Origin of the sequence: Pseudomonas fluorescens (genome assembly GCF_902497775.2) — a bacterium.
Classification (GTDB): domain Bacteria; phylum Pseudomonadota; class Gammaproteobacteria; order Pseudomonadales; family Pseudomonadaceae; genus Aquipseudomonas; species Aquipseudomonas putida_F.
Map to the genome: position 1 here is coordinate 202,956 of NZ_OZ024668.1, position 13,020 is coordinate 215,975.

General features: G+C 60.7%; 10 protein-coding genes. 8 read left to right on the forward strand and 2 right to left on the reverse strand.

Annotation, left to right across the window (positions count from 1 at the left end; genetic code table 11):
* Positions 1-8: 8 nt before the first annotated feature.
* Positions 9-533 carry an outer membrane protein assembly factor BamE gene (locus tag F8N82_RS01040; RefSeq protein ID WP_038998647.1) on the reverse strand — a complete coding sequence of 175 codons (525 nt, stop codon included), beginning with the start codon at positions 531-533 and terminating at the stop codon, positions 9-11.
* 97 nt (positions 534-630) lie between these two features.
* Between F8N82_RS01040 and fur the strand changes: the two genes are divergently transcribed.
* Positions 631-1,035 (forward strand): ferric iron uptake transcriptional regulator, encoded by a 405-nt coding sequence (gene fur, locus F8N82_RS01045; RefSeq protein ID WP_038998648.1) that lies wholly within the window; start codon positions 631-633, stop codon positions 1,033-1,035.
* An 89-nt stretch (positions 1,036-1,124) separates the two neighbouring features.
* On the opposite strand, the gene recN is transcribed toward fur, so the two are convergent.
* A complete protein-coding gene (recN, locus tag F8N82_RS01050; RefSeq protein ID WP_038998649.1) occupies positions 1,125-2,798 on the reverse strand; it encodes a DNA repair protein RecN in 1,674 nt (557 codons plus the stop codon).
* A gap of 231 nt (positions 2,799-3,029) precedes the next feature.
* On the opposite strand from recN, the gene grpE reads away from it, so the two are divergent.
* From grpE to greA, 7 genes are all read left to right on the forward strand, one after another.
* A complete protein-coding gene (grpE, locus tag F8N82_RS01055) occupies positions 3,030-3,584 on the forward strand; it encodes a nucleotide exchange factor GrpE (RefSeq protein WP_038998650.1) in 555 nt (184 codons plus the stop codon).
* 101 nt (positions 3,585-3,685) lie between these two features.
* Positions 3,686-5,605 carry a molecular chaperone DnaK gene (gene dnaK, locus F8N82_RS01060; RefSeq protein WP_038998651.1) on the forward strand — a complete coding sequence of 640 codons (1,920 nt, stop codon included), beginning with the start codon at positions 3,686-3,688 and terminating at the stop codon, positions 5,603-5,605.
* A gap of 210 nt (positions 5,606-5,815) precedes the next feature.
* Positions 5,816-6,940, forward strand: a complete 1,125-nt coding sequence (dnaJ, locus tag F8N82_RS01065; RefSeq protein WP_038998652.1) for a molecular chaperone DnaJ — start codon at positions 5,816-5,818, stop codon at positions 6,938-6,940.
* Positions 6,941-6,953: 13 nt separating this feature from the next.
* The gene (gene dapB, locus F8N82_RS01070; protein WP_038998653.1) at positions 6,954-7,757 is read left to right on the forward strand and encodes a 4-hydroxy-tetrahydrodipicolinate reductase; all 804 of its coding nucleotides are present in this window, start codon (positions 6,954-6,956) and stop codon (positions 7,755-7,757) included.
* Between the two features lie 302 nt (positions 7,758-8,059).
* The gene (carA, locus tag F8N82_RS01075) at positions 8,060-9,196 is read left to right on the forward strand and encodes a glutamine-hydrolyzing carbamoyl-phosphate synthase small subunit (RefSeq protein ID WP_038998654.1); all 1,137 of its coding nucleotides are present in this window, start codon (positions 8,060-8,062) and stop codon (positions 9,194-9,196) included.
* A 106-nt stretch (positions 9,197-9,302) separates the two neighbouring features.
* Positions 9,303-12,524, forward strand: a complete 3,222-nt coding sequence (gene carB, locus F8N82_RS01080; protein ID WP_038998655.1) for a carbamoyl-phosphate synthase large subunit — start codon at positions 9,303-9,305, stop codon at positions 12,522-12,524.
* The gene (greA, locus tag F8N82_RS01085) at positions 12,521-13,003 is read left to right on the forward strand and encodes a transcription elongation factor GreA (protein WP_080764833.1); all 483 of its coding nucleotides are present in this window, start codon (positions 12,521-12,523) and stop codon (positions 13,001-13,003) included. Before carB ends, greA begins: the two co-directional genes overlap by 4 nt.
* Positions 13,004-13,020: the final 17 nt, after the last annotated feature.

The following is a 13,020-nucleotide window of genomic DNA, read 5'->3' on the forward strand; positions in this document are numbered from 1 at the left end:
CTGCAGGCTTACTGCGCCGAGGTGTCCAGCGGTTCTGGCAGCGGTACCGGGATGACCTCGATGGTATCCACGTCTTTCTGGATGGTGTCTTCCAGCGAGCCTGGCTTGGCAGGTTTTTCCTGCGCTGCGGGTTCGCTGCTGCCGGTCGGGCTGACGGTGGTGTCGCCGCTGCCGCCCAGGATTTCCTGGTCGCGGCTGACGCCCGGCATGAAGTCGCCGGACAGGCTGCTGAGCTGATCGTTCTCGTTGAAGAAGATGCTCATGCGCTCCTGCTGGCGCTCGCCGCCACCTGGCTGCAGGCTGTACAGGTAATCCCAACGATTGGTGTGGAAGGTATCCTGAATCAGCGGATTACCCATGATAAACCTTACTTGCCGACGGGTCATTCCGGGGCGCAATTGGTCTATCATGTCTTGCGTGACGACATTGCCCTGCTGGATGTCGATTTTGTAAACCCCGGGGAACGAGCAACCGGCGAGTGCGAGCAGTCCCACGAAGGTGAGGCTGGTTAGCAAGAGCTTGGTGTTTTGCATCGGTGGGCGACTTCCACTATCTTGGCTGGACAACGTAAACCCCGATCATACCCGTATTCAGAGAAGCTGCGAAGCAGCATCGGCGAGAAAGCTGACCATGGTTGAAAATAGCGAACTGCGCAAAGCCGGTCTCAAGGTGACACTGCCTCGAGTGAAAATTCTACAGATGCTCGATTCTACCGAGCAGCGTCACATGAGTGCCGAGGATGTTTACAAGGCGCTGATGGAGGCGGGTGAGGACGTCGGTCTGGCCACGGTTTACCGTGTTCTGACCCAGTTCGAAGCCGCTGGCCTGGTTGTACGCCACAACTTCGATGGCGGCCACGCCGTATTCGAGCTGGCTGATGGTGGTCACCACGACCACATGGTCAACGTCGACTCCGGCGAAGTCATCGAATTCTTCGACAGTGAAATTGAAAAGCGTCAGAAGGAAATCGTTGCCGAACACGGCTTCGAGCTGGTTGATCACAATCTGGTTCTGTACGTACGCAAGAAAAAGTAAGCAATTGTTACATCGCTGCATAAGTACTGAAGGCGACCCTGGGGTCGCCTTCGTGCTTTCTGCTCGCTTGCTTTATATAGCTGCGCACTTCAGGCCTTGCTGGTGACCACCATCTTGCGTGCGTGGGCCAGGGATTCCTTGGTCAGGTCGATGCCGCCGAGCATGCGCGCAACCTCTTCTACGCGCTCGCGCTTGCCCAGGTTGGCCACGGCGGTGTGGGTGGCATCGCTGTCGCGGACCTTGTGCACGAACAGGTGGTGATGGCCCTGGGCGGCCACTTGCGGCAGGTGGGTTACGGTCAGCACCTGGCCGCGCTCGCCTAGCCGGCGTAGCAATTGGCCGACGATCTCTGCTGTGGGTCCGCCGATACCCACGTCGACTTCGTCGAACACCAGGGTCGGGATGCGCGAGGTCTGCGCGGTGATCACCTGGATCGCCAGGCTGATGCGCGACAGCTCACCACCGGAAGCTACCTTGGCCAGGGCCTTGAGTGGTTGCCCGGGGTTGGCACTGACCAGCAGTTCGACCTGTTCCAGGCCCTGGGGTTGCAGGTCGTCGCTGCTGTTGGCGCGCAGCTCGATGCTGAAGCGCCCGCCCGGCATGCCCAGGCGCTGGATTTCCTGTTCTACCGCACTGGCCAGCTGGCTGGCGGCTTGCTGGCGCAAGGCGCTCAGTTCGCCGGCCTTGTCCTGGTAGTGACGGGCATAGGCGGCCAGCTCTTCACCCAGGCGCTCGATCGATTCGTCGTTGGCGTTGAGGTTTTCCAGCTCTTCCATCAAGCGCTGCTGCAGGCCGGCCAGCTCGGTCGGGTGCACCCGGTGCTTGCGGGCGAGGGTGTAGATGGTGTCGAGGCGCTCTTCGAGCTGCTGCAGGCGCGCCGGGTCGGCGTCGAAGTTGTCGAGGAAGCGGTTCAGCTCGCCAACGGCTTCTTCTACCTGGATTTGCGCGCTGGCGATCAGGGTGGCCGCCTCGCCCAGGGCCTTGGGCGCGTTGTGCACGGCGGTCAGGCGGTTGAGGCTGGCGGTCAGGGCATTGAGCACGTTGCCCGAATCGTTTTCGCTGCAGTGGTCGATAACCTGGCGGCAGATGCCGAACAGCGCTTCGGCGTTGGTCAGGTTCTTGTGTTCCTGTTCCAGCAGCTCCAGTTCGTTCTCGCCCAGGCCGAGGTTGTCCAGTTCTTCGAGCTGGTAGCTGAGCAACTGGTGCTGCGCGCGCTGCTCATCGCCGGAATTGGACAAGCGCTCCAGCTCCTGGCGGGTCTGGCGCCAGCGCTGGGCGGCGAGCAGAACCTGGCGAGCGAGGTCGGTGGCGCCGGCATACTCGTCGAGCAAACGGCGGTGAGTGTCGGTTTTCAGCAGCGACTGATGCTCATGCTGGCTGTGGATATCGATCAGTAGCTCGCCCAGGGCCTTGAGGTCGCCGAGCGGGCAGGGCGTGCCGTTGATATAGCCACGGCTGCGGCCTTCGGCGGTGATCACCCGGCGCAGGATGCACGGCCCGTCGCTGTCGAGGTCGCGTTCGGCCAGCCAGGTACGGGCTTCGGGGATGTCCACCAGGTCGAAGGTGGCGAGGATGTCGGCCTTGTCGGCCCCGGGGCGCACCACGCCGCTGTCGGCGCGATCGCCCAGGGTCAGGCCCAGGGCGTCGAGCATGATCGATTTACCGGCCCCGGTTTCACCGGTGATGACGCTCATCCCGCGGGCGAGCTCAAGGTCCAGGTGTTCGACGATGGCGTAATTGTGTACGGACAGGTGCACCAGCATTGGGGCGGCTCCCAGGCGTTAGGTCTGGTTATTTATACAGTGTTTTCAAATCCGCTGACAATGCTGGTGTTTAGTTCAATTTGGTTATCAGCGCGTCGTTCTGATTGCCATGGGTTATGAGCGAATGTGCGCAAGCTGCCTTGCCGGCCCTTGAACCTGGGTTTTGCGACCCCATATAGCCGGCAGACGCGCGAGTAATGCTCGCAGACCTTATTCGAGAGGAGAGATTTTATGGCTGACGAACAGCTGGATGAACAGAATCTGAACGCCGAAGCGACTGGCGACCAAGAGCTGAACGCCCGCGTGCAGGTGCTCGAAGAGCAGCTGGCGGCGGCCCAGGATCAATCCCTGCGCACCGCCGCCGACCTGCAGAACGTGCGCCGCCGCGCTGAGCAGGACGTAGAAAAGGCGCACAAATTCGCCCTGGAAAAATTTGCCGGTGACCTGCTGCCGGTCATCGATAGCCTCGAGCGCGGCCTGGAACTGTCCAGCCCGGACGACGAGAGCATTCGCCCGATGCGCGAAGGCATCGAGCTGACCCTGAAAATGTTCCACGACACCCTCAAGCGCTACAACCTCGAGGCCATCGACCCGCACGGCGAACCGTTCAATGCCGAGCACCATCAGGCGATGGCCATGCAGGAAAGCGCCGAGGTCGAGCCCAACAGCGTGCTCAAGGTGTTCCAGAAGGGCTACCAGCTCAACGGTCGCCTGCTGCGCCCGGCCATGGTCGTGGTCAGCAAGGCTCCGGCAGCGGTTTCGCCGTCGATTGACGAGCAGGCTTGAAATCGTTTTCGGCGCCCCCATCTAGGTGTCAAGCATTCAAGTATTACCGCAGTTAGCCACCACTGCTGCGGCAACCAAATTCAAGTTTCGGGAGAGTTAACATGGGTAAAATCATCGGTATCGACCTGGGGACCACCAACTCCTGTGTCTCCATTCTGGAAAACGGCAACGTCAAGGTAATCGAGAACGCCGAAGGCGCTCGTACCACGCCGTCGATCATTGCCTACGCCAACGATGGCGAAATCCTGGTTGGCCAGTCGGCCAAGCGCCAGGCGGTCACCAACCCGCACAACACCCTGTACGCGGTAAAACGTCTGATCGGTCGTCGCTTCGAAGAAGAAGTGGTGCAGAAAGACATCCAGATGGTTCCGTACAAAATTGTCAAAGCTGACAACAACGATGCCTGGGTTGAAGTGAACGGCCAGAAAATGGCTCCGCCACAAATCTCGGCTGAAATCCTGAAGAAGATGAAGAAGACCGCCGAAGACTACCTCGGCGAGCCTGTCACCGAGGCGGTCATCACCGTTCCGGCCTACTTCAACGACAGCCAGCGTCAAGCCACCAAGGATGCCGGTCGCATCGCTGGCCTGGATGTAAAACGTATCATCAACGAACCAACCGCGGCTGCTCTGGCCTACGGTATGGACAAGGCCAAGGGCGATCACACCGTGATCGTTTATGACCTGGGTGGCGGTACCTTCGACGTTTCGGTCATCGAAATCGCCGAAGTCGATGGCGAGCACCAGTTTGAAGTTCTGGCCACCAACGGTGACACCTTCCTCGGTGGTGAAGACTTCGACATTCGCCTGATCGACTACCTCGTCGACGAGTTCAAGAAAGAAAGCGGCATGAACCTCAAGGGTGACCCGCTGGCCATGCAGCGCCTGAAAGAAGCCGCTGAAAAAGCCAAGATCGAGCTGTCTTCGAGCCAGATGACCGACGTCAACCTGCCGTACATCACTGCAGATGCCACCGGTCCTAAGCACCTGAACGTGAAGATCTCCCGCGCCAAGCTGGAATCGCTGGTGGAAGACCTGGTTCAGCGCACCATCGAGCCATGCCGCATCGCCATGAAAGACGCCGGTATCGACGTCAGCAAGATCGACGACGTGATCCTGGTCGGCGGTCAGACCCGCATGCCGCTGGTGCAAAAAGCGGTTACCGACTTCTTCGGCAAAGAAGCCCGTAAAGACGTCAACCCGGACGAAGCGGTTGCCATGGGTGCTGCCATCCAGGGTGCGGTACTGGCCGGTGACGTGAAGGACGTACTGCTGCTGGACGTGAGCCCGCTGACCCTGGGTATCGAAACCATGGGTGGCGTGATGACCGCGCTGATCGAGAAGAACACCACTATCCCGACCAAGAAATCGCAAGTGTTCTCGACTGCCGATGACAACCAGGGCGCCGTGACCATTCACGTGCTGCAAGGTGAGCGTAAGCAGGCTGCTCAGAACAAGTCCCTGGGCAAGTTCGACCTGGCTGACATTCCACCAGCACCACGTGGCGTGCCACAGATCGAAGTGACCTTCGACATCGACGCCAACGGCATCCTGCATGTCGGCGCCAAAGACAAGGCCACTGGCAAGACCCAGTCGATCGTGATCAAGGCCAACTCCGGTCTGTCTGATGAAGAAATTCAGCAGATGATCCGCGACGCCGAAGCGAACTCGGAAGAAGACCGCAAGTTCGAAGAGCTGGCCGCTGCCCGTAACCAGGGCGACGCACTGGTTCACTCGACTCGCAAGATGGTCGTTGACGCTGGCGACAAGGTCACTGCCGACGAGAAGACTGCGATCGAAGCTGCCGTGGTTGCCCTGGAAGCCGCCATCAAGGGCGACGACAAGGCTGCCATCGACGCCAAGGTCGAAGAGCTGTCGAAAGTGTCGGCTCCAGTTGCCCAGAAGATGTACGCCGAGCAGTCGGCCGAACAGCCTCAGGGCGGCGCGCAACAGGCTGAGCCTGAAGCCAAGCACGACGACGTCGTCGACGCTGAGTTCGAAGAAGTCAAAGACAACAAGTAATTGCTACAGGTTGTCGGCCAGTTGACTGTTTTTTGATGGTTGGCTGGTAGGATGTCGCCGCGCGGGGGCTTGCTCCCGCGTTGGCGTGTCTGGAATACCCGAATTTTTACAGCATCTGTCAGCCGCCCGCAGGGTCGGTGGGGCGGGTGCTGGCGGCACAGCGCGGAATGCGCAGAGGTTTGCCGAACGTCCTCAAGAGTGCAAAGACTTATGGCAAAGCGTGACTATTACGAAGTTCTGGGAGTTGAGCGCGGCTCCAGTGAAGCGGACCTGAAGAAGGCCTATCGCCGCCTGGCGATGAAGCATCACCCGGACCGTAATCCTGATGACAAGGACTCGGAAGAGAAATTCAAGGAAGCCAACGAGGCTTACGAAGTGCTCTCCGATGCCAGCAAGCGTGCGGCCTACGACCAGTATGGTCATGCCGGCGTGGATCCGAGCATGGGTGGTGGCGGTGCCGGTTTCGGCGGCGCGAACTTCTCGGATATCTTCGGTGATGTGTTCAGCGATTTCTTCGGCGGTGGCCGTGGTGGTTCGCGTGGTGGCGCCCAGCGTGGCAGCGACCTGCGTTACACCCTGGAGCTGAACCTGGAAGAAGCCGTACGCGGTACAACGGTCAACATTCGTGTGCCGACGCTGGTCAATTGTGAGCCGTGTGATGGTTCCGGGGCCAAGAAAGGTTCGTCGCCTTCAACCTGTCCGACCTGTGGTGGTATTGGTCAGGTGCGCATGCAGCAGGGCTTCTTCTCGGTCCAGCAGACCTGCCCGCGTTGCCATGGCCAGGGCAAGATCATCACTGATCCATGCGGTTCCTGCCACGGTGAGGGGCGCATCGAAGAATACAAGACCCTCTCGGTCAAGGTGCCGGCCGGTGTCGACACCGGTGATCGCATCCGTCTGTCTGGCGAAGGCGAGGCAGGCTCTCACGGTGGCCCGACCGGTGACCTGTATGTGGTCATCAACGTGCGCGAACACTCGATTTTCCAGCGCGACGGCAAGCATCTGTACTGCGAAGTACCGATCAGCTACACCGACGCCGCCCTGGGTGGCGAGCTGGAAGTGCCGACCCTCGATGGTCGGGTCAAGCTGAAGATCCCGGAAGGCACCCAGACCGGCAAGCAGTTCCGTCTGCGCGGCAAGGGTGTGGCGCCGGTTCGCGGTGGTGGTGCCGGTGACCTGATGTGCCGGGTCGCGGTGGAAACCCCGGTCAACCTCAGCCGTCGTCAGCGCGAGCTGCTCGAAGAGCTGCGTGATTCGCTGGAAGGCGACAGTTCCCATTCGCCGAAAGCCAATGGCTGGTTCGAAGGCGTGAAACGCTTCTTCGGCGATCTGTAAGAAGGAATAGGGCATGCGACGTATAGCGGTAATGGGTGCGGCAGGGCGCATGGGCAAGACCCTGATCGAAGCGGTACAGCAAACCCCGGGTGCCGGGCTGACCGCGGCGATCGATCGCCCGGACAGCTCGCTGGTCGGTGCCGATGCCGGTGAATTGGCGGCGCTGGGTCGGATCGGTGTGCTGTTGTCGGATGACCTGGCCAAGGTCGCCGACGAGTTCGACGTGCTGATCGACTTCACTCACCCTTCGGTGACCCTGAAAAACCTGGCGTTCTGCCGCAAGGCAGGCAAGGCCATGATCATCGGCACCACGGGTTTCAGTGTCGAGGAGAAGCAGCTGCTGGCCGAGGCGGGCAAGGACATTCCGATCGTCTTTGCCGCCAACTTCAGTGTCGGCGTGAACCTCAGCCTGAAGCTGCTGGACATGGCTGCGCGGGTGCTGGGTGATGATGTCGATATCGAGATCATCGAGGCGCACCACCGGCACAAGGTCGATGCGCCGTCGGGTACCGCGCTGCGCATGGGGGAAGTGGTTGCCAATGCGCTGGGTCGCGACCTGCAGGAAGTGGCGGTGTATGGCCGTGAAGGCCAGACCGGTGCGCGTGATCGCAAGACCATTGGTTTTGCCACCGTGCGTGCCGGCGATGTGGTTGGTGATCACACCGTGTTGTTCGCCGCTGAAGGTGAGCGCCTGGAGATCACCCACAAGGCCTCCAGCCGCATGACCTTCGCCAAGGGTGCGGTGCGTGCCGCCCTGTGGCTGGACGGACGCGAGCCTGGCCTGTACGACATGCAGGACGTGCTCGACCTGCGTTGACCTGCGTCACATCCCTTGTGGGAGCGGGCTTGACCCGCGATTGCGGTTTGCCTGTCACATCGCTATCGCGGGTCGAGCCCGCACCCACAATGCCCTCCCAATGCGCCCTGTCGCATTCCTGCGTCTTTCAGGCACATCAGTGGTAGACCAAAAAAGCGTTTTTCTGTAAGCTACAGCTTTAGTGTGTCCACTAAAAGCGCGCAGATAATTCGACGAAGAAAGCGGGGTGACGTGTCTATACGTCATTCCGCTTTTTTGCAACCTGCGATCGCCCCTTCAGGCTTGATTTACGGGAGGTCTTCTTGACTAAGCCAGCCATACTCGCCCTTGCCGATGGCAGCATTTTTCGCGGTGAAGCCATTGGAGCCGACGGACAAACCGTTGGTGAGGTGGTGTTTAACACCGCAATGACCGGCTATCAGGAAATCCTGACTGACCCTTCCTATGCGCAGCAAATCGTTACCCTGACTTACCCGCACATCGGCAACACCGGCACCACGCCGGAAGACGCCGAATCCGACCGCGTCTGGTCGGCTGGTCTGGTGATTCGCGACCTGCCTCTGATCGCGAGCAACTGGCGCAACAAGCAATCCCTGCCTGATTACCTCAAGGCCAACAACGTGGTGGCGATCGCTGGTATCGACACCCGTCGCCTGACTCGCATCCTGCGTGAGAAGGGCGCGCAGAACGGCTGCATCCTTGCCGGCGACAACATCAGCGAAGAGGCTGCAATCGCCGCTGCTCGCGGTTTCCCGGGCCTGAAGGGCATGGACCTGGCGAAAGTCGTCAGCACCAAGAGCAGCTACGAATGGCGCTCCAGCGTCTGGGAACTGAAGACCGACAGCCACGCCACCCGCGAAGCTGCCGAGCTGCCATACCACGTGGTTGCCTACGACTTCGGCGTCAAGCTGAACATCCTGCGCATGCTGGTTGCCCGCGGCTGCCGCCTGACCGTCGTACCGGCGCAAACGCCGGCCAGCGAAGTACTGGCGCTCAACCCCGATGGCGTGTTCCTGTCCAACGGCCCTGGTGATCCGGAGCCTTGCGACTACGCGATCCAGGCGATCAAGGACATCCTCGAAACCGAGATCCCGGTGTTCGGCATTTGCCTGGGTCACCAGCTGCTGGCCCTGGCCTCCGGTGCCAAGACCGTGAAAATGGGTCATGGTCACCACGGCGCCAACCACCCGGTCCAGGACCTGGACACCGGCGTGGTCATGATCACCAGCCAGAACCACGGCTTTGCGGTTGACGAAGCGACCCTGCCGGGCAACGTGCGCGCCATCCACAAGTCGCTGTTCGACGGTACCCTGCAGGGTATCGAGCGTACCGACAAGAGCGCGTTCAGCTTCCAGGGTCACCCTGAAGCCAGCCCGGGCCCGACCGACGTCGCGCCACTGTTCGACCGTTTCATCGATGCCATGGCCAAGCGCCGCTGAGCATCTGGCGAGAAGGCCCTGGACCGGTGCAAGCCGCGTTCAGGTGCCGCCCCCAAGATTGTTCAATGCGGCTTGCCGACTGACCTGCGGAATTGAGTGACAACCCATGCCAAAACGTACAGACATTAAAAGCATCCTGATTCTCGGCGCTGGCCCGATCGTGATCGGCCAGGCCTGCGAGTTCGACTACTCCGGCGCCCAGGCTTGCAAAGCCCTGCGCGAAGAGGGCTATCGCGTCATCCTGGTGAACTCCAACCCGGCCACCATCATGACCGACCCGGCCATGGCTGATGCGACCTACATCGAACCGATCAAGTGGCAGACCGTTGCCAAGATCATCGAAAAAGAGCGCCCTGACGCGTTGCTGCCGACCATGGGTGGCCAGACTGCCCTGAACTGCGCCCTGGACCTGGAGCGCGAAGGTGTCCTGGAAAAGTTCGGCGTAGAGATGATCGGTGCCAACGCCGACACCATCGACAAGGCCGAAGATCGTTCGCGCTTTGACACCGCCATGAAGGCCATCGGCCTCGAGTGCCCGCGCTCCGGTATCGCCCACAGCATGGAAGAGGCCAACGCGGTCCTCGAGAAGCTCGGCTTCCCGTGCATCATCCGTCCGTCCTTCACCATGGGCGGCACCGGTGGCGGCATCGCCTACAACCGTGAAGAATTCGAAGAAATCTGCGCCCGTGGTCTGGACCTGTCGCCGACCAAGGAACTGCTGATCGACGAATCGCTGATCGGCTGGAAAGAGTACGAGATGGAAGTGGTCCGCGACAAAAAGGACAACTGCATCATCGTCTGTTCGATCGAGAACTTCGACCCGATGGGCGTGCATACCGGTGACTCGATCACCGTGGCACCCGCACAGACCCTGACCGACAAGGAATACCAGATCATGCGCAACGCCTCGCTGGCGGTGCTGCGTGAAATCGGTGTCGAGACCGGCGGCTCCAACGTGCAGTTCGGCATCTGCCCGGACACCGGCCGCATGGTCGTGATCGAGATGAACCCGCGGGTTTCGCGTTCTTCGGCCCTGGCATCGAAAGCCACCGGCTTCCCGATCGCCAAGATCGCCGCCAAGCTGGCGGTCGGTTACACCCTCGACGAACTGCAGAACGACATCACCGGCGGCCGTACCCCGGCGTCCTTCGAGCCGTCGATCGACTACGTCGTCACCAAGCTGCCGCGTTTTGCCTTCGAAAAATTCCCGAAAGCCGACGCCCGCCTGACCACCCAGATGAAATCCGTGGGTGAAGTCATGGCCATCGGCCGGACCTTCCAGGAGTCGCTGCAAAAAGCCCTGCGTGGTCTGGAAGTTGGCGTGTGCGGCCTGGACCCGAAAGTCGACCTGGCAAGCCCTGACGCTGCCAGCATCCTCAAGCGCGAGCTGACCGTGCCGGGTGCCGAGCGCATCTGGTATGTCGCCGACGCCATGCGTTCGGGCATGACCTGCGACGAAATCTTCGCCCTGACCGGTATCGACCACTGGTTCCTGGTGCAGATGGAAGATCTGATCAAGGAAGAAGACAAGGTCAAGACCCTGGCCCTGTCGGCGATCGACAAGGACCTGATGCTGCGCCTCAAGCGCAAGGGCTTCTCCGACCAGCGTCTGGCCAAGCTGCTGGGTATCACTGACAAGAACCTGCGTCGTCACCGTCACAAGCTGGAAGTGTTCCCGGTGTACAAGCGCGTTGACACCTGCGCCGCCGAGTTCGCCACCGACACCGCCTACCTGTACTCGACCTACGAGCAAGAGTGCGAGGCCAACCCGTCGACCCGCGACAAGATCATGATCCTGGGTGGCGGTCCTAACCGTATCGGCCAGGGCATCGAGTTCGACTACTGCTGCGTGCACGCGGCACTGGCCCTGCGTGAAGACGGTTACGAGACCATCATGGTCAACTGCAACCCGGAAACCGTCTCCACCGACTACGACACCTCCGATCGCCTGTACTTCGAGCCGCTGACCCTGGAAGACGTGCTGGAAGTGGTTCGCGTCGAGAAGCCGAAAGGCGTGATCGTCCACTACGGCGGTCAGACTCCGCTGAAACTGGCCCGTGCCCTGGAAGAAGCTGGTGTGCCGATCATTGGTACCAGCCCGGACGCCATCGACCGCGCCGAAGACCGCGAGCGTTTCCAGCAGATGGTTCAGCGCCTGAACCTGCTGCAGCCGCCAAACGCCACCGTGCGCAGCGAAGACGAAGCGATTCGTGCTGCCGGCGTGATCGGTTACCCGCTGGTGGTGCGCCCGTCCTACGTACTGGGCGGCCGCGCGATGGAAATCGTCTACGAACTGGACGAGCTCAAGCGCTACCTGCGTGAAGCGGTACAAGTGTCCAACGACAGCCCGGTGCTGCTCGACCACTTCCTCAACTGCGCCATCGAGATGGACGTGGATGCGGTCTGCGACGGTACCGACGTGGTGATCGGCGCGATCATGCAGCACATCGAACAGGCCGGCGTTCACTCCGGTGACTCGGCGTGCTCGCTGCCACCGTACTCGCTGCCGGCCCATGTTCAGGACGAAGTCCGCGAACAGGTCAAGAAAATGGCCCTGGAGCTGGGTGTAGTCGGTCTGATGAACGTGCAGCTGGCCCTGCAGGGCGACAAGATCTACGTGATCGAAGTCAACCCGCGCGCCTCGCGTACCGTGCCGTTCGTCTCCAAGTGCATCGGCACCTCGCTGGCGATGATTGCCGCCCGCGTCATGGCTGGTAAATCGCTGAAAGAAATCGGTTTCACCAAGGAAATCATTCCTAACTTCTACAGCGTCAAGGAAGCGGTGTTCCCGTTCGCCAAGTTCCCGGGTGTTGACCCGATCCTCGGTCCAGAGATGAAGTCCACCGGTGAAGTCATGGGTGTCGGCGACAGCTTCGGTGAAGCTTTCGCCAAGGCCCAGATGGGTGCCAGCGAAGTGCTGCCGACTGGCGGTACCGCGTTCATCAGCGTGCGTGACGACGACAAGCCACAAGTGGCTGGCGTTGCCCGCGACCTGATCGCCCTGGGCTTCGAAGTGGTTGCCACCGTCGGTACCGCCAAGGTTATCGAAGCGGCTGGCCTGAAAGTGCGTCGCGTGAACAAGGTGACCGAAGGTCGTCCGCACGTGGTCGACATGATCAAGAACGACGAAGTGTCGCTGATCATCAATACCACCGAAGGTCGTCAGTCGATCGCTGACTCCTACTCGATTCGTCGCAATGCGTTGCAGCACAAGATCTACTGCACCACCACCATTGCGGCCGGTGAAGCCATCTGCGAAGCGCTGAAGTTTGGTCCGGAAAAGACCGTTCGCCGCTTGCAGGATCTGCATGCAGGACTCAAAGCATGAGCATTACCAAGTACCCGATGACCGTCCAGGGCGCTCGCGCCCTGGAGGAAGAGCACCTTTTCCTGAGCAAGACCGAGCGTCCGCGCCTGAGTCAGGCTATTGGTGAGGCTCGCGAGCTGGGCGATCTCAAGGAAAACGCCGAGTACCATGCTGCCCGTGAAGAGCAGGGCATGGTCGAGGCGCGTATCCGCGATATCGAAGGCCGTCTGCAGAACTCGGTGGTGATCGACGTCACCACTATTGCCCATACCGGCAAGGTGATCTTCGGTACCACCGTGGACCTGGAAAACACCGAGACCGGTGACCAGGTAACCTACCAGATCGTTGGCGAGGACGAAGCCGACGTGAAGAATGGCAAGCTCTCGGTCGGTGCGCCGATCGCCCGTGCCATCATTGGTAAGGAAGAGGGTGATACCGTGGTGATCAAGACGCCAAGCGGTACGGTCGAGTACGAGATTGTCGAAGTCAAACACATCTGACCGACGCCGCGGCTTTG

What these genes read in the sequence shown, in the direction of transcription:
- F8N82_RS01040 (WP_038998647.1), bottom strand. Translation starts at nt 533, where the DNA reads ATGCAAAACACCAAGCTCTTGCTAACCAGCCTCACCTTCGTGGGACTG.
- fur (WP_038998648.1), top strand. Translation starts at nt 631, where the DNA reads ATGGTTGAAAATAGCGAACTGCGCAAAGCCGGTCTCAAGGTGACACTG.
- recN (WP_038998649.1), bottom strand. Translation starts at nt 2,798, where the DNA reads ATGCTGGTGCACCTGTCCGTACACAATTACGCCATCGTCGAACACCTG.
- grpE (WP_038998650.1), top strand. Translation starts at nt 3,030, where the DNA reads ATGGCTGACGAACAGCTGGATGAACAGAATCTGAACGCCGAAGCGACT.
- dnaK (WP_038998651.1), top strand. Translation starts at nt 3,686, where the DNA reads ATGGGTAAAATCATCGGTATCGACCTGGGGACCACCAACTCCTGTGTC.
- dnaJ (WP_038998652.1), top strand. Translation starts at nt 5,816, where the DNA reads ATGGCAAAGCGTGACTATTACGAAGTTCTGGGAGTTGAGCGCGGCTCC.
- dapB (WP_038998653.1), top strand. Translation starts at nt 6,954, where the DNA reads ATGCGACGTATAGCGGTAATGGGTGCGGCAGGGCGCATGGGCAAGACC.
- carB (WP_038998655.1), top strand. Translation starts at nt 9,303, where the DNA reads ATGCCAAAACGTACAGACATTAAAAGCATCCTGATTCTCGGCGCTGGC.
- greA (WP_080764833.1), top strand. Translation starts at nt 12,521, where the DNA reads ATGAGCATTACCAAGTACCCGATGACCGTCCAGGGCGCTCGCGCCCTG.